Source organism: Oerskovia sp. 140933 (assembly GCF_059651515.1).
Map to the genome: position 1 here is coordinate 15,635 of NZ_JAMXIO010000032.1, position 15,161 is coordinate 30,795.

The window sequence follows — 15,161 nt, forward strand, 5'->3', positions numbered from 1 at the left end:
AGGACTGCTGGACGGGCAGTTACCGGTCCGGGGTCAGGAGTCGGCCTTGGCCTGGATCTCCTGGAGGACCGCTGCCGCGTCCTTGCCCTGCGCGACCTGTCCGATGAGCGACTGCATCGCCCCCTGGGTGGCCGACCACTGGGGGTTCGTCGACGGGTAGAACTGCGCGTCGGGCAGGAGCGCGAGGAAGGGCGCGATCGACTCCTTGGTCGCGAGCTCCTCCGAGCCGGACTTCGTCACGGGGATGAAGCCCTCGGCGTCGACCCACGGCACGTACACGTCGGGCGTGTAGTAGTAGTCGAGGAACTTCGTGATCGCGTCCTGCTTCTTGCCGTCGTTCTTGAAGGCCATCAGGTGGTCGGCGACGCCCAGCGTCACGGGCGATCCGTCCTTGGTCGCGATCGGCGCCGTGCCGTAGCTCAGGTCGGGGTTCTTCTCGGCGATCTGACCGATCGTGGGCGGCAGGCCCACGATCATGCCGATCTTGCCCTGGATGAACGTGTCGATGAGGGGCGTGCGGTCGGACGCACCTGCGTCGGGCTGCGTGAGGCCGCTCGTGGCGAGCTTCTGGAAGAACTGGGTCGCCTCGAGGTTCTCCGGGGTCTCGACCGTGATCTCCGACGCGTCGCCGTAGCCGCCACCGCCGCCGAAGAACCAGAGGCCGGCCTCGGCCTGGGCCTCCTCCGAGCCCAGCGGCAGGCCGTAGCCGTACACGTCGCCCAGCGCCGAGATCTTGGTCGCCGCTGCCGCGAGCTCGTCCCACGTGGTGGGGGGCGCCGTGACGCCTGCCCGCTCGAAGATGTCCTTGTTGTAGAACATGGTGCGGGCCGAGGCGATGAGCGGCAGGCCGTACTGCGTGTCGTCGATCGAGGCGTTCTCGACGAACGACTCCTGGAAGTCCGCGATGGTCTCGGGCGAGAGGACCTCGTCGGCCGAGTAGAGCAGGTCGTCCTCGACGAACCCTGCGAAGGCGTCGATGTTGAGGATGTCGGGGGCCTGGTTCGACTGGACCTTGGTGCGGACCACGTCGTTGATGTTGTCCCAGGACTGGACCTCGAGCTTGACGTCGATGTCCGTGTTCTCGGCCTCGAAGCCCTTGATCACGTCCTCCCAGAGCGACTTCGTCTGGTCGGAGTAGGTGGGGACCAGGAGGTTCAGGGTCGTGGCGCCGTCGGCCCCCGCGCTGCCGCTGCCGCTGTCGCCGCCGAAGCCGCACGCCGAGAGGGCGAGGCCCGTGACGATCGTCATGCTGACGAGCCGGATCGGGTTCTTCATGAGTACTTCCTCCGCTTCATTGCTTTGAGGTGTTGCTCGAGCTGTGTCGCCGCAGGGTGCTCCGCCGGCGATGAGGGCTCCGCCATATTCCGTCATCAATGATGACTGATCTTGATTGATTGCGCCCCATTGGCTCCACATACAAGCAGGTCTGACTCGTCTAGTCCAGTGGTTCCTCCCAGAAAGAAGGTCACGACTTGGCCACGGTCCGCGCGGCCTCGCACGACGGCGCCCGTCGTGCGAGCGACGCACCCGACCGCGCCCGCCTCGCGCGGCCCGTCGGGGAGCCACCCCACCGCGCGGTGCGTAGTCTTGCGACGTGAGTGCAACTACCCGCGTCTTCGTCGCGCGTCTGGCCGGGATCGCGGTGTTCGATCCTCTCGGCGACCAGGTCGGACGGGTGCGCGACGTCGTCGTTCTCCTTCGCCCCAAAGGAGCGCCCCGCGCCGTCGGCCTCGTCGTCGAGGTCCCCGGCCGCCGGCGCGTCTTCCTCCCCCTGACCCGTGTCACGAGCATCGACGCCGGGCAGGTCATCAGCACCGGGCTCGTCAACATGCGGCGCTTCGAGCAGCGCGCCATGGAGACCCTCGCCGTGAGCGAGCTGCTCGACCGGACGGTGCAGTTCGTCGACGGCTCCGGGTCGGCGACCGTCGAGGACCTGTCGATCGAGAAGCAGCGCACGGGCGACTGGCTCGTCAACCAGCTCTTCGTGCGGCGGCAGACGACCCCGGGCGCACTGGGCATCCGCCGCCGCGGTGACGCGTTCGTCGTCGAGATCAGCGCGGTCACGGGCCTCGCGGGGACCCCCGAGACCCAGGGCGCCGCTCGGCTGCTCGCCGCGTACGACGACCTCAAGCCCGCCGACCTCGCCGACGTCCTGCACGACCTGGGCGACACGCGCCGCCTCGAGGTCGCCACGGCCCTCGACAACGAACGCCTCGCCGACGTCCTCGAAGAGCTCCCCGAGGACGACCAGGTCGCGATCCTCTCCGGGCTCGACACCGACCGCGCGGCCGACGTCCTCGAGGCCATGCAGCCCGACGACGCGGCCGACCTCCTGCACGAGCTCCCCCAGGAGCAGGCGGCCGAGCTCCTCGAGCTCATGGAGCCCGAGGAGGCGCGCGACGTGCGACGGCTGCTCGCCTACGACGAGAACACCGCGGGCGGGCTCATGACGACCGAGCCCGTCGTCCTCAGCCCCGAGACCACGATCGCCACGGCCCTCGCCCAGATCCGGCGTCAGGACCTGCCGCCCGCGCTCGCCGCGATCGTGTTCGTCGTGCGCCCGCCCCTCGAGACGCCCACGGGGCGGTTCCTCGGCGTCGTGCACTTCCAGAAGCTGCTGCGCGAGCCACCGCACGTGTCGGTCGGGTCGGTGCTCGACTCGGACATCGAGTGGGTCCGTCCCGACGCCCCGCTCGGACGCGTGACGCGCCTGCTCGCCGCGTACGACCTGCTGGCGCTGCCCGTGCTCGACGACGAGAAGCGCCTGCTCGGCGCCATCAGCGTCGACGACGTCCTCGACCACATGCTCCCGGACGACTGGCGCGAGACCGACGACGACTCCGACGAGACGAGCCTCGGGACCCAGACCCCCGCGTCCTCGGCCTTCCCGGTCCGCCGAGGAGGTCGCCGTGGCTGAGCGTCTCGACACCCCCAAGGCCGCCCGCCGGTCCCTGCTCCCCCGGATGCGGGTCGAGCAGGACGCGTTCGGCAAGATCTCCGAGGGCATCGCCCGCTTCATGGGGACGCCGCGCTTCCTGCTGTACATGACCGTCTTCTGCCTCGCCTGGCTCGGGTTCAACACGTGGGGCCCCGAGTCGCTGCGCTTCGACTCGGCGGCGCTGGGCTTCACCGCCCTGACCCTGATGCTCTCGCTCCAGGCCTCCTACTCGGCCCCGCTCATCCTGCTCGCGCAGAACCGCCAGACCGACCGGGACCGCGTGAGCGCCGAGCAGGACCGGCAGCGCGCCGAGCGGAACCTGGCCGACACCGAGTACCTCGCGCGCGAGATGGCAGCACTGCGCATCGCGCTCAGCGAGGTCGCGACCCGTGACTTCGTGCGCTCGGAGATGCGCAACCTGCTCGAGGAGCTCGACGAGAAGGAGACCGAGCGCGCGGCGGAGGGAGCCGGGACGGGCCGCTCGTCGGCCGACGGCGCATCGACGGGGCGCGACGGGCACGAGCCGTCGTCCCGCACGTCGTCGGGGCGCGACGGGCGCGGCTCGAACCGTGACGGACGGCGCGCGACGGGCCCCCGTCGCGGGCCCGAGACCTCGCCGGACCCCTCCACCGACGCGGCCGACCGGACGCGGGGGCCCGCTTAGGATGGAGCCATGGCTGGCGGCTCCGCAACACCCACGACCGACGTTCTCGAGGACCTCGTCCGGACGGCCCTGACCCAGGTCATGGACCCGGAGATCCGGCGTCCCGTGACCGAGCTCGGCATGGTCCGGTCGGTCGACGTGACCCTCGGCTCGTCCGCAGCCGACGGGTCAGCGGGCGCGGAAGGGGCGACGGGCACGGAGGGCGCGCGCGTCGTCGTCGGGATCGACCTGACGGTCGCGGGCTGCCCCATGAAGTCGACGCTCGTCAAGGACGTCACGGCCGCCGCGCGGACCGTGCCGGGCGTCGGCGAGGTCAGCGTGGACCTGGGCGTCATGAGCGCCGAGCAGCGCACCGAGCTGCGCACCATGCTGCGCGGGGGCGTGGGCGAGCCCGAGATCCCCTTCGCCAAGCCCGACTCGCTGACCAAGGTGTACGCGATCGCCTCGGGCAAGGGCGGTGTCGGCAAGTCCTCGGTGACCGCGAACCTCGCGGTGGCCCTCGCGGCGGACGGACTCTCCGTCGGCGTGGTCGACGCGGACATCTACGGGTTCTCGATCCCGCGCATGCTCGGCGTGGACCGTCAGCCCACGCGGGTCGACAACATGCTCCTGCCGCCCGTCGCGCACGGCGTCAAGGTCGTCTCGATCGGGATGTTCGTGCCCCAGGGCCAGCCCGTGATCTGGCGTGGCCCCATGCTCCACCGGGCGCTCCAGCAGTTCCTCGCCGACGTCTACTGGGGCGACCTCGACGTCCTCCTGCTCGACCTGCCGCCCGGCACGGGCGACATCGCGATCTCGGTCGCACAGCTCCTGCCGACGAGCGAGATCCTCGTCGTCACGACCCCCCAGGTCGCGGCCGCCGAGGTCGCGGAGCGGGCCGGGTCGATCGCGACGCAGACCCAGCAGGGCGTCGTCGGCGTCGTCGAGAACATGTCCTGGCTGGAGCAACCGGACGGCTCCCGGCTCGAGCTGTTCGGCGCCGGGGGCGGCGCGCGCGTCGCGGAGAACCTGACGGCCGCGACCGGCGGACCCGTCGAGCTGCTCGGCCAGGTCCCGCTCGACGTGTCGCTGCGCGAGGCCGGCGACGCCGGCACTCCCGTCACGTTGTCCGACCCGGACTCGCCTGCCGCGCTCGCCCTGCGGGACGTCGCCAGGCGGCTCGCCACCCGCAGCCGCGGGCTCGCCGGACGACGGCTGGGGCTCTCCCCCGTCTGACCCGCTGCGTCGCTCCGGACGCCGATACGGAGACGTCGCTCCCTGGACGGAAGTCCAGGGTGTACTGTGCCCTCACCGCTCGTCAGGAGCGAGACCAACGATGGTCGTCCAGGGGGGCACCACACCACGTCACGGACCGGACCTCTACCCGATCGTGATCTTCTGCGCAGACATCTCCTCCTTGAGGTGGATACGCGGGCATCGCCGCCCTCCTAGGCTTCCCAGAGCTTGCCAAGACCTTGAGCCTTCCCGCTCATCGGATTCACCTGGAGACCTGCCGTGGGCATCACCCGCCGGATCATCTTTCCTGCCCTTCGCATCGTGATCTGGGCGGTGATCGCCGTGACCCTCGTGGTGATCGCGTTCAAGTCAGCGCCCCAGGCGGAGGGAGACACCCAGACACCGTCCGCGGTCCTCTCGCTGCCGCAGGTGGAGGTGGCCACGGGCGCCATCACCAACACGGTGTCCCTCACGGGGCAGATCGTCTCGGACCCGGCGAGCACGGAGAAGGTCACGCAGGCCGGCAAGGTGAGCGCGGTGCACGCCAAGGTCGGCGACGTGGTCGCGGTGGGCGCCCCGCTCCTGGAGGTCGTCCTCGAGGAGCCGCGGGAGCCCCTCGTGACCACGGACAAGGAGACGGGCGAGGAGACCGTGACCGAGCGTCGGCCCAAGGTCACCCGGTCCACCATGACGGCCACGACGGCCGGGACGGTCGCGACGTTCACCGCGCTCAAGGACCAGGAGGTCACCGTGGGCGACACGTTCGCCTCGGTCTCCCCCGGGACGCTGTCCGTCACCGCCTCGATGCTCCCCGAGCAGCAGTTCCGCCTCCTGACCATCCCGTCCGAGGCGAGCGTGACGGTCACGGGCGGGCCCGCTCCCTTCCTGTGCACGGCGCTGCGCATGGGGACGGCCGCCGCGGCCGACCCGGCGGAGGGCGCGGAGACGACGGGTGACGTCCCGGGGGCGGCACCGTCCGCCTCGATCACGTGCGCGGTCCCGGCCGGCGTCACGGTCTTCGCCGGGCTCGCGGCCAAGCTCGAGGTCACGGCCGGAGCCGCGGAGGACGCGGTCCTCGTCCCCATCACCGCGGTCCAGGGGTCGGTCGAGTCGGGCAACGTCTGGGTCGTGGGTGCGGACGGCGAACCGGTCGAGACGGCCGTGAAGCTCGGCATCACCGACGGCACCCAGGTGCAGATCGTGGAAGGCCTCGCCGTGGGCGACACCGTCCTCGAGTTCGTGCCGGGCGAGGACGTCGCCCCGGTCGACGACGGGATGATGTACGGGGGCTCGGCCGGATGAGCCTGCTCGAGCTGCACGGGGTGACCCGGTCCGTCCGGCTCCCGGACGACCGCATCCTCGAGATCCTCCGAGGGATCGACCTCACGGTCGACGCGGGCGAGCACGTCTCGATCGTCGGGCGGTCCGGGACCGGCAAGTCGACCCTCCTGAACATCCTGGGTCTCCTCGACACCCCGACCGCCGGGGAGTTCCTGCTCGACGGCGTGCCCATCGGCCGCCTGTCGGGGCGCGTGCGCGCCCGGCGGCGCGGAGCCGACTTCGGCTTCGTGTTCCAGCAGTTCAACCTGCTCCAGGCGCGCACGGCGCTGGAGAACGTCGCCGCTCCCCTGCTCTACGCGCAGGGCAAGCAGTTCTGGGCCCGCAAGCGGCTCGCCGCGGAGATGCTCGAGCGCGTCGGCCTCGGGGACCGCCTCGACACCATGCCGGAGAAGCTCTCGGGCGGTGAGCAGCAGCGGGTCGCGATCGCCCGCGCGCTGGTCCGCGGCCCGCGCGTCATCCTCGCCGACGAGCCCACGGGCGCGCTCGACGTCGACACTGGCGGCGAGGTCATGGACCTGCTCGACACCATCGCCCAGGAGAACGGGTCAGCCCTCATCGCCATCACCCACGACCTCGCGGTCGCCTCACGCGCCAAGCGTCACTTCCGGCTGGCCGACGGGGTCCTGACCCCCATCGCGATCGGCGCGCGCAGCGCGGGGTCGCTCGACGGCCTGAGCTCCTCGGTCGAGCGCGTGCCCCACGGCGACGACCACCAGGCGGAGCACGTCGCCGTCCCTCTGGACCCGGTGGCCACCTCGAGGGTCGGGGCCACGCCCGCCACCGGCACGACGGCTCCTGCCGCACGCGCCGACGACCTCCTCGACGACTCGGTGGCTGCCTCGTGACCGGGTTCTTCGGGGCCCTCGCCGAGGCCTGGGACGAGCTGCGGGTCCACAAGCTGCGTGTCCTGCTCGCGCTGATCGGGGTGGCGGTGGCGGTCTGCGCGATCACGACCATCACCGCGGCCGGTGACATGCTGCGCCAGGTGTCGACCGAGGTGAGCGAGCGCCAGAGCGGCCGCCCCGCGACGCTCGACATCTCGGCGTACCCGACCGGGCAGGAGGCGCCGGGCGTCGAGGAGTACGTCGCCGCGTACGAGGACATCACGGCCCGCTACGAGATCGAGCACTCCTCGATGACCATGTGGGCGCAGACGCCGATCCGCTTCCCCGGCGGGACCATGGAGGTGCAGACCAACGCTGTCAGCGCCGAGTGGGCGACGATGCACCGTTTCGTGGTCGACGGGGGCCGGTGGTTCACGGAGGCCGACGAGGGGAACCTGTCGCCCGCGCTCGTGGTCAACCAGGCGTTCCTCGACGCCCTGGGACAACGCATCGAGGACCACCCGACCGTCATGATCGGTGGCGAGAACCCGGTGCTCGCGACCATCGTCGGCTCCTACCCCAACACCTGGGTCGACGAGGGGCCGAGCGCCTACACCCTCGTCTCGTCGCAGCTGCGCTGGGCCACGCCGGAGTCGCTCCTGAACACGGGGCCCCCGCGGCTCGAGGTCTGGGTGCCGCCGGACATGGCCGACGCCCTGACGGAGGCGATCCGCCGTGACCTCGCCGGGGCCATCCCCGGGTCCCAGTCGGACGTGTACCGGATGGACAACCCCGAGATGGGCATGATGGACCAGGCCACGAAGTGGGTCATCCTCGGGGTCAGCGTCATCGCCCTGCTGCTCGGCGGGCTCGGGCTCGTCAACATCGCCCTCGTCACGGTGCGCTACCGCATCCGCGAGATCGGCATCCGACGCAGCTTCGGCGCCTCCTCGGGTCGAGTCTTCTTCTCGGTCCTCATGGAGAGCGTCGTCGCCACCGTCGTCGCCGGGATCGTCGGGGTCGCGCTCGCGATCGTGATCCTCCACAACGTCCCGCTCGACACCATGATGGGCCCGGCCGTCCAGGACCGACCGGGCTTCCCGGTCTCGGCGGCCGTGACCGGCATGGTCGCCGCCGTGGCCGTCGGCGCTCTCGCCGGCCTGATCCCCGCGCTCGTCGCGGTCCGGGTCAAGGTGATCGACGCCATCCGCTACTGAACCGAGGCTTCCTGCCGGATCACCGACGGCCGGCTCACGGAGCTCGACCGATGAGGGCCACCCGCGCCCTCGCGCACCGGTGGCGCGGGCGGCGCGACCGAGGAGACCGACCGCGGCTCCTGCGTGGCCGGGCACGTGACCGTTTCAGCGCGCGCGACCTCTTCGCCGAGGCTGCCCACGGTATCGGGGCACGGCCAGGGCGCCTGGTCCTGACGATCCTCGGCACGGTGCTCGGCATCGCGTCGGTCGTGATCACGGTGGGTCTCGCGCAGACCGCCGCGGGCCAGATCACCCGCCAGTTCGACGCGGTGGCCGCGACGCAGGTCGTCGTGAAGCCGGCGACGTCAGGCTCCGGCGGGCAGGAACGGGCTGCGGGCGCCATCCCCTGGGACGGGGCCGAGCGCGTCGCGCAGATCCACGGCGTGATCGACGCGGGGCTCGTCGCGCCCGTCGGGATCGGCGACCTCAAGGTGACCGCGGTACCCGTCAACGACCCGTCGGTCGCTCCTCAGTCGAGCCCTCAGGTCTTCGCGGGCACTGCCGGGCTGCTCGAGGCCGTCCGTGGCCGGATCGTGACGGGTCGGTCGTTCGACACCGGCCACGACGCTCGCGCCGACCGTGTCGTGCTCCTCGGGGAGCGCGCCGCCGAACGGCTCGGCGTCAACCGGGTCGACAGCCAGCCGTCGATCTTCATCGGTGAGGACTCCTACACCGTGATCGGGATCTTCGCCGACGTGAAGCGACGCACGGACCTCCTCGACGGGGTGGTCCTGCCGGCCGGTACCGCGCGGCAGGACTTCGCCCTCGGCCCTCCCGACGAGCTCCAGATCCACATCACGACGGGAGCGGGCCCTCTCGTCGCGCGGCAGGCGCCCGTCGCCCTGGATCCCACCGACCCCGACGTCTTCGAGGCCAGTGCGCCGGCGAACGGGTCGGCGCTCCAGAGGAACGTCCAGGCGGACATCAACGCCATCTTCCTGGCGTTGGGTGGCATCGCCCTGCTCGTGGGTGGCCTGGGGATCGCGAACGTCACGCTGCTGTCCGTCATGGAGCGGGTCGGCGAGATCGGGCTGCGCCGGGCGCTCGGCGCGACCAAGCGGGACATCGCCGGTCAGTTCGTCGTGGAGTCCGTGGTGATCGGGCTGCTCGGAGGGCTGGTCGGTGCGTCGCTCGGGGTGTTCACCGTGGTGATCGTGTCGGTCGTCCAGGAGTGGACGCCCATCCTCGACATCCGGATGGCGATCGGGTCGGCGTTGCTCGGTGGGGTGATCGGGCTGCTCGCCGGGACGTACCCCGCCCTCAAGGCCGCGGCGATCGAGCCCATCGCGGCGCTGCGCGGGGGGATCTGACCTCCCGGCGCGCTCGGCCCACCATCCGCATGTTCAATATTGTTCGTTTCTGTTCGAATGTGTCAGGATGGCGTCATGCTCGCCACGCAGCGCCACGAACGCATCCTCGCGGGACTCCGCGACCACGGCGCCGTCCGGATCGCCGACCTGACCCAGGACCTCGGGGTGTCCGACATGACGGTCCGCCGCGACCTCGCCGAGCTGGCCGAGCAGGGCCTGCTCCGCAAGGTCCACGGTGGTGCGGTCTCGCCGCAGGCCACGTCGCACGAGCCGGGGTTCGAGGCGAAGAGCACGATCGCGCTCACCGAGAAGCGGGCGATCGCCCGCGCCGCCGTGCGGCTCGTCTCCCCCGGGTCCTCGATCGCGCTCTCCGCAGGAACCACGACCCACCTGCTCGCGGTCGAGATCGCCGCCGACCAGCGCCTGCGCCCCCTCACGGTCGTGACCAACTCCCTGCCGGTCGCCGACGCGCTGCACCGCGCGGGCGACCCGCGGCTCGAGACCGTCCTCACGGGCGGTTCGCGCACGCCGTCGGACGCCCTGGTCGGTCCGCTGACCGAGGCCGCGCTCGCGAGCCTGCGCGTCGACCAGACCTTCCTGGGCGCGCACGGCGTGAGCGTCGAGGCCGGGCTGACGACCCCCAACCTGGACGAGGCCGCGACCAACCGCGCGCTCGTCGCGATCGCCGGGCAGACCGTCGTGCTGGCCGACCGCTCGAAGTGGCACACCACGGGACTGAGCGTCTTCGCGCGGCTCGACCAGGTCGACGTCCTCGTGACCGACGACGCCCTCCCGGCGCAGGACCAGGAGGCCGCGCGTGACGCCGTCGAACGCCTCGTGGTCGCCCCCGCCAACCAGACGCACTCCCCTCTGCCCGACGACACCCAGGACGGTCGTACCTCCCGATGAACCAGCACCTGCGCCGCACCCCGACCCGCCTGGCCGACGGCCGCGAGCTCGTCTACTTCGACGACTCGCCCGCGTACGTCTCGGGCGAGCTCACGCGTCGGCTCGACGACCCTCGCCCGCTGGGCGACCGGTTCGCCCCCGTCACCGGCCCCGACGGGCACGAGCACCCCTACACGGGCCCCGAGATGCGCCTCGACCCGCTCACGGGTGACTGGATCCCGATGGCCGCGCACCGCATGAACCGCACGTTCCTGCCGGCCGCGGACTCGTGCCCGCTGTGCCCGGCGCGCCCCGGCGCCGCGTACTCGGACGGCGAGGTCCCGGACACCGGTTACGACGTCGTGGTCTTCGAGAACCGCTTCCCGTCGCTGCAGTTCGTGCCGGGCGTCAGCGACGGGGCAGGCGCGCCCGACGGCTTCTTCGGTGGCGAGGGGACCCTCGAGACCCGCGCTCCGGCGTCGGGCCGTTGCGAGGTCATCGTCTTCTCGAGCGACCACTCCTCGTCGTTCGGCGCGCTGCCCCCGCAGCGAGTGCGCACCATCGTCGACGCGTGGGCCGACCGCACCGAGGCCCTCGGACGCGAGCCCGGCGTCGAGCAGGTCTTCTGCTTCGAGAACCGCGGCCAGGAGATCGGTGTCACCCTGCACCACCCGCACGGCCAGATCTACGGCTACCCGTACGTCACGCCCACGACCCGCGCGATGCTCGACCAGGCCCGTGCCCACCACGAGCGCACGGGCGGCAACCTGCTGCGCGACGTCCTCGACGCCGAGCTCGCGGACGGCCGCCGGATCGTCCTGGAGACCGAGCACTGGGTCGCCTACGTGCCCTTCGCGGCGCGCTGGCCCGTCGAGGTGCACCTCGCTCCGCGCCGCGACGTGCCCGACCTGCCCGCGCTCACCGACCCCGAGCGCGACGACCTCGCGGTGGTCTACCTCGAGCTCCTGCGCCGCCTCGACCTGTTCTTCGAGGGGCCCGACGGCGCCCCCGTCCCCCTGCCCTACATCGCGGCCTGGCACCAGGCACCGGTGCGCGAGGGCCGCGAGCTCTCGCGCCTGCACCTGCGGGTGTTCTCGGTGCTGCGCGCGCCGGGCAGGCTCAAGTACCTCGCGGGCTCGGAGTCCGGCATGGGCGCGTGGGTCAGCGACACGACCCCCGAGCGGATCGCGGCGCGCCTGCAGGCGCTCGCCCCGGCCCCGGCCGCGCAGTGGGTCGAGTCCTGGCCCGACGACGTCGGCGCGGACCGCGTCCGGCAGGCCTTCGCGGCGGCGTACCCCGCGGACGGCGGGGACGAGGCGGACGGCGCTCCGGAGGTCCGCGTCTACGCGGCCCCCGGGCGCGTCAACGTCATCGGCGAGCACACCGACTACAACGCCGGGCTGTGCCTGCCCGTCGCGCTCCCCCACCGCACGTACGTCGCGCTGCGCCCCCGGACCGACTCGGTCGTGCGCCTCGCCTCGGCCCAGGAGCCGGGCGCGGCGTGGACCGGGCGGCTCGAGGACGTCGCACCGGGGGCCGTGTCCGGCTGGGCCGCATACGTGGCCGGGGTCGCGTGGGCGCTCGGGCAGCACCTCGAGGAGACGGGTGGCTCGGCCGGGACCGTCCGAGGCTTCGACGCCGTGGTCGACTCGTGCGTGCCCTACGGTGCGGGCCTGTCGTCGTCGGCCGCGCTCGAGTGCTCGGTCGCGGTCGGGATCGACGACGTCGCGGGCCTGGGGCTCGCGGCCACCGACGCCGGGCGCGCGACGCTCGCGGCCGCCGCGATCCGCGCCGAGAACGAGGTCGCAGGCGCCCCGACGGGCGGCATGGACCAGTCGGCGTCGCTGCGGTGCGCCCCGGGTCACGCGCTGCTCCTCGACTGCCGCCCGGGGCTCGACCCGGTCGACGCGGTCGCGCAGATCCCGTTCGACCTCGCGGCCGAGGGGCTCGCCCTGCTCGTGATCGACACCCGGGCCGAGCACGCGCTCGTCGACGGCCAGTACGCCCAGCGCCGGGCGACGTGCGAGGCGGCCGCCGCGACCCTGGGCCTCGCGAACCTGCGTGAGCTCGCGGACTCGGTCGCCGCTGCGGCTGCCGCCACGGGCGACCCCGCAGCCCGGGAGGCCGCGTTCGCCGACGCCCTCGGCGCGGCGCTCGACCGCCTGCCCGACGACGTCTCGCGCCGCCGCGTGCGCCACGTCGTCACGGAGATCGCCCGGACCCAGGACCTGGTGGCGCTGCTGCGCGCAGGGCGAGCCTCCGACGTCGGGCCGCTCATGGACGCGTCCCACGCGTCCCTGCGCGACGACTACGAGGTCTCCGCGCTCGAGCTCGACGTGGCGGTCGAGGCCGCGCGCGAGGCGGGCGCGCTGGGGGCCCGCATGACGGGCGGCGGGTTCGGCGGGTCCGCGATCGCGCTGGTCCCGGCCGAGCGCGCGTCCGCGGTCGCGGACGCCGTGGCCGGAGCCTTCGCCCGCGCCGGCCTCGCGGCCCCCGGCTTCCTGCTGGCCGTGCCGTCAGCCCCTGCCGGCGCCTGCTGACGCACCGCTGCCCACGAGGGTGCGCGGCGAGGCCTCCTCGCCGCGCGCCCCGTCCGGCTCGGTGCCGCGGGCCGAGCCTCTCCGTCCTCCCGGGAGCCACCAGTTCCAGCGCCCCAGGAGCGACATCGAGGCCGGGAGCAGCAGGCCGCGGACGATCGTGACGTCGAGCAGGACCGCGACGGCCATCCCCACGCCGATCTCCTTCATGGCCACGAGGTCGCCCAGCGCGAAGCCGGCGAACACGATCCCGATCGACACGGCCGCGACCGTGATGACCGGACCCGACGCCACGATGCCCGCGAGGACCGCCCGGTCGTTCGCGCGACGGTCGTCGCCGGTCCGTCGACGCCACTCCTCCGCGATGCGCGCGAGGAGGAACACCTCGTAGTCCATCGACAGGCCGAACAGGAAGACGAACAGCAGCGCGGGGCTCGTCGCGTCGATCGTCCCCGTGGGCTCGAAGCCCAGGAGCCGCGCCCCCCAGCCCCACTGGAAGACCGCGACGAGCACCCCGAGCGACGCGGTCAGCGCGAGCAGGTTCAGGACCAGCGCCTTGAGCGGGACCACGACCGACCGCGTGAGCCAGCCCAGCAGGAGCATGGCCGGCAGCACGACCGCGGCGAAGGCCCACGGGAGCCGGTCCCGGGACTGCTGGGTCGCGTCGACGAGCTCGGCCGCCGGCCCCGCGACCTGCACGGGGAACGGCACGTCGAGGCCCCGGACGTACCGGACCACGGACTGCGCCTCCTCGCCTGCGGCCGCGCCCACGGGCGTCACCTCGGCGACCGTCACGTCCGCCGGGAAGTCCACCAGGTGCTCGACGTCCTCGACACCCGGCAGGGCGTAGACCGCGTCGAGCAGCGACCGGACCTGCGGGTCCTCGACCGACTCCCCCAGGACGAGGGTGACCGGCTGGACGCCCAGGACGTCGAAGTCCTGCTCGATCCTCTCCTGCGCCACCCGCTCCGGGGTCCCCGGCGGCAACGACCGCGCGTCCGAGCTCCCCAGCGCGAGCGAGGCCAGCGGAGCGCTCAGGAGCAGGAGCACGGCCGTCGAGCCGAGCGTCACGGCCACGGGGCGACGCTGCGCGAACGACGCCGACCGCGCCAGCAGCCCGGTCCCCGTCCCCGTCCGGCGGCGAGCCCAGGTCCGGGTCCGCGGCGCAGGGATCGAGCGGTGCAGCACCGCGACCAGGGCAGGGACGAGCGTGAGCCCGGCGAGCGTCGTGAGCCCGACCACGAGCAGACCGCCCAGGGCCATGCTCGCCAGCAGCGGGTCGGCGAGGACGAGCAGCCCCGTGAGCGCCGACGCGACCGCGAGCCCCGAGACGAGGACGGCCCGGCCCGCGGTCGTCACGGTCCTGGCCAGCAGCTCCTCGAGCAGGGCCTCGGGTGCGCGGTCACGCTCCTCCCGGAACCGCACGATGACCAGGAGGCTGTAGTCGACGGCCAGCCCCAGGCCCAGGAGCGTCACGACGTTGACCGCGAACTCGCTCACGGGGACCGCGCCGGCCAGCGCGCTCAGCGCCAGCAGAGAGGCCGCGATCGACGCGAGCGCGGCGGCGACCGGCAGCAGCCCGGCGCGCAAGCCGCCCAGCACGAGCACGAGGACCACGCACAGCACCACGAGAGCGACCGACTCGCCCACGACCGCGTCCGCCGTCGCGATGTCGGCGAACGTCCGCTCGGCCATGAGCTCCCCGCCCACGACGACCTCGGGCGCGTCGAGCGTCTGCAGGACCGCCACCACACGGTCCCCGACCTCGAGCGCCTGCTCGTCCGTGAGGTCGTGGTCGAGCTCGACCACCACGAGCGACCCGAACCCGTCGTCCGAGATCAGCCCGCCCGCCGTGAACGCGTCGGTCACCTCCAGGACACCGGGGATCTCACGGACCTCCTGCATGACGCGGTACCCGCTCGCGACGAGCGAGGGCGTGAAGAAGTCGACGCCGCCGACGACCGCCGTGAGCGTCTCGCCCTGCGGGTCGAGCTCGTCGAGCAGCGCCTGCGCCTGCGCGGCCGGAGCGCCGGGCGGCAGGCTGTCGACCGCGGTCGTGCGGTCGAAGACCCCACCGCCGATCACAGCGCCCAGCAGCGCCAGCACGGCCCAGAGGGCGAGGACGGCAGCGCGGTACCGGGTCACGGCCCGTCCCAGGTGCGCGAGCATCGTTCGACCACCTCTCGAC

Annotated in this window: 10 protein-coding genes and 2 pseudogenes; 10 read left to right on the top strand and 2 right to left on the bottom strand. The window is 72.8% G+C overall.

Going from position 1 to position 15,161, the window contains the following annotated elements; all coding sequences use genetic code 11:
- Window positions 1–33: 33 nt before the first annotated feature.
- Entirely contained in the window at window positions 34–1,275 is a 1,242-nt protein-coding gene (locus tag NHG27_RS15320) for an extracellular solute-binding protein (RefSeq protein ID WP_497016870.1), read from the bottom strand.
- Window positions 1,276–1,594: 319 nt separating this feature from the next.
- Here NHG27_RS15320 and NHG27_RS15325 point away from each other — a divergent pair, with 319 nt between their 5' ends.
- From NHG27_RS15325 to galK, 10 genes and pseudogenes are all read left to right on the top strand, one after another.
- The gene (locus NHG27_RS15325; RefSeq protein WP_193718785.1) at window positions 1,595–2,917 is read left to right on the top strand and encodes a magnesium transporter MgtE N-terminal domain-containing protein; all 1,323 of its coding nucleotides are present in this window, start codon (window positions 1,595–1,597) and stop codon (window positions 2,915–2,917) included.
- Window positions 2,910–3,602, top strand: a complete 693-nt coding sequence (locus tag NHG27_RS15330) for a DUF1003 domain-containing protein (protein WP_497016871.1) — start codon at window positions 2,910–2,912, stop codon at window positions 3,600–3,602. Before NHG27_RS15325 ends, NHG27_RS15330 begins: the two co-directional genes overlap by 8 nt.
- A gap of 9 nt (window positions 3,603–3,611) precedes the next feature.
- The gene (locus NHG27_RS15335) at window positions 3,612–4,817 is read left to right on the top strand and encodes an Mrp/NBP35 family ATP-binding protein (protein ID WP_497016872.1); all 1,206 of its coding nucleotides are present in this window, start codon (window positions 3,612–3,614) and stop codon (window positions 4,815–4,817) included.
- A 279-nt stretch (window positions 4,818–5,096) separates the two neighbouring features.
- A complete protein-coding gene (locus tag NHG27_RS15340; protein ID WP_193718783.1) occupies window positions 5,097–6,119 on the top strand; it encodes a permuted SH3 domain-containing protein in 1,023 nt (340 codons plus the stop codon).
- On the top strand, window positions 6,116–7,003 hold the full coding sequence (locus NHG27_RS15345) for an ABC transporter ATP-binding protein (RefSeq protein WP_193718782.1): 888 nt from the start codon (window positions 6,116–6,118) through the stop codon (window positions 7,001–7,003). Before NHG27_RS15340 ends, NHG27_RS15345 begins: the two co-directional genes overlap by 4 nt.
- Entirely contained in the window at window positions 7,000–8,199 is a 1,200-nt protein-coding gene (locus tag NHG27_RS15350; protein ID WP_193718781.1) for an ABC transporter permease, read from the top strand. Before NHG27_RS15345 ends, NHG27_RS15350 begins: the two co-directional genes overlap by 4 nt.
- 50 nt (window positions 8,200–8,249) lie before the next feature.
- Window positions 8,250–9,548, top strand: a complete 1,299-nt coding sequence (locus NHG27_RS15355; RefSeq protein ID WP_193718779.1) for an ABC transporter permease — start codon at window positions 8,250–8,252, stop codon at window positions 9,546–9,548.
- Window positions 9,549–9,623: 75 nt separating this feature from the next.
- Window positions 9,624–10,457 (top strand): DeoR/GlpR family DNA-binding transcription regulator, encoded by an 834-nt coding sequence (locus NHG27_RS15360; RefSeq protein ID WP_497016873.1) that lies wholly within the window; start codon window positions 9,624–9,626, stop codon window positions 10,455–10,457.
- Window positions 10,454–11,647, top strand: a pseudogene (gene galT / locus NHG27_RS15365) (galactose-1-phosphate uridylyltransferase); the annotation flags it as partial. The gene NHG27_RS15360 and the pseudogene galT, both read left to right, overlap by 4 nt.
- Window positions 11,648–11,773: 126 nt before the next feature.
- Window positions 11,774–12,976: pseudogene (gene galK / locus NHG27_RS15370) on the top strand (galactokinase); the annotation flags it as partial.
- Here galK and NHG27_RS15375 read toward each other — a convergent pair.
- A complete protein-coding gene (locus tag NHG27_RS15375) occupies window positions 12,953–15,142 on the bottom strand; it encodes an MMPL family transporter (RefSeq protein WP_497016874.1) in 2,190 nt (729 codons plus the stop codon). The pseudogene galK and the gene NHG27_RS15375 overlap by 24 nt on opposite strands.
- Window positions 15,143–15,161 lie beyond the last annotated feature (19 nt).

Excerpts from the sequence above, each read along its gene's own strand:
- NHG27_RS15320 (WP_497016870.1), bottom strand. The coding sequence starts at position 1,275 with ATGAAGAACCCGATCCGGCTCGTCAGCATGACGATCGTCACGGGCCTC.
- NHG27_RS15360 (WP_497016873.1), top strand. The coding sequence starts at position 9,624 with ATGCTCGCCACGCAGCGCCACGAACGCATCCTCGCGGGACTCCGCGAC.
- NHG27_RS15335 (WP_497016872.1), top strand. The coding sequence starts at position 3,612 with ATGGCTGGCGGCTCCGCAACACCCACGACCGACGTTCTCGAGGACCTC.
- NHG27_RS15355 (WP_193718779.1), top strand. The coding sequence starts at position 8,250 with ATGAGGGCCACCCGCGCCCTCGCGCACCGGTGGCGCGGGCGGCGCGAC.
- NHG27_RS15375 (WP_497016874.1), bottom strand. The coding sequence starts at position 15,142 with ATGCTCGCGCACCTGGGACGGGCCGTGACCCGGTACCGCGCTGCCGTC.
- NHG27_RS15345 (WP_193718782.1), top strand. The coding sequence starts at position 6,116 with ATGAGCCTGCTCGAGCTGCACGGGGTGACCCGGTCCGTCCGGCTCCCG.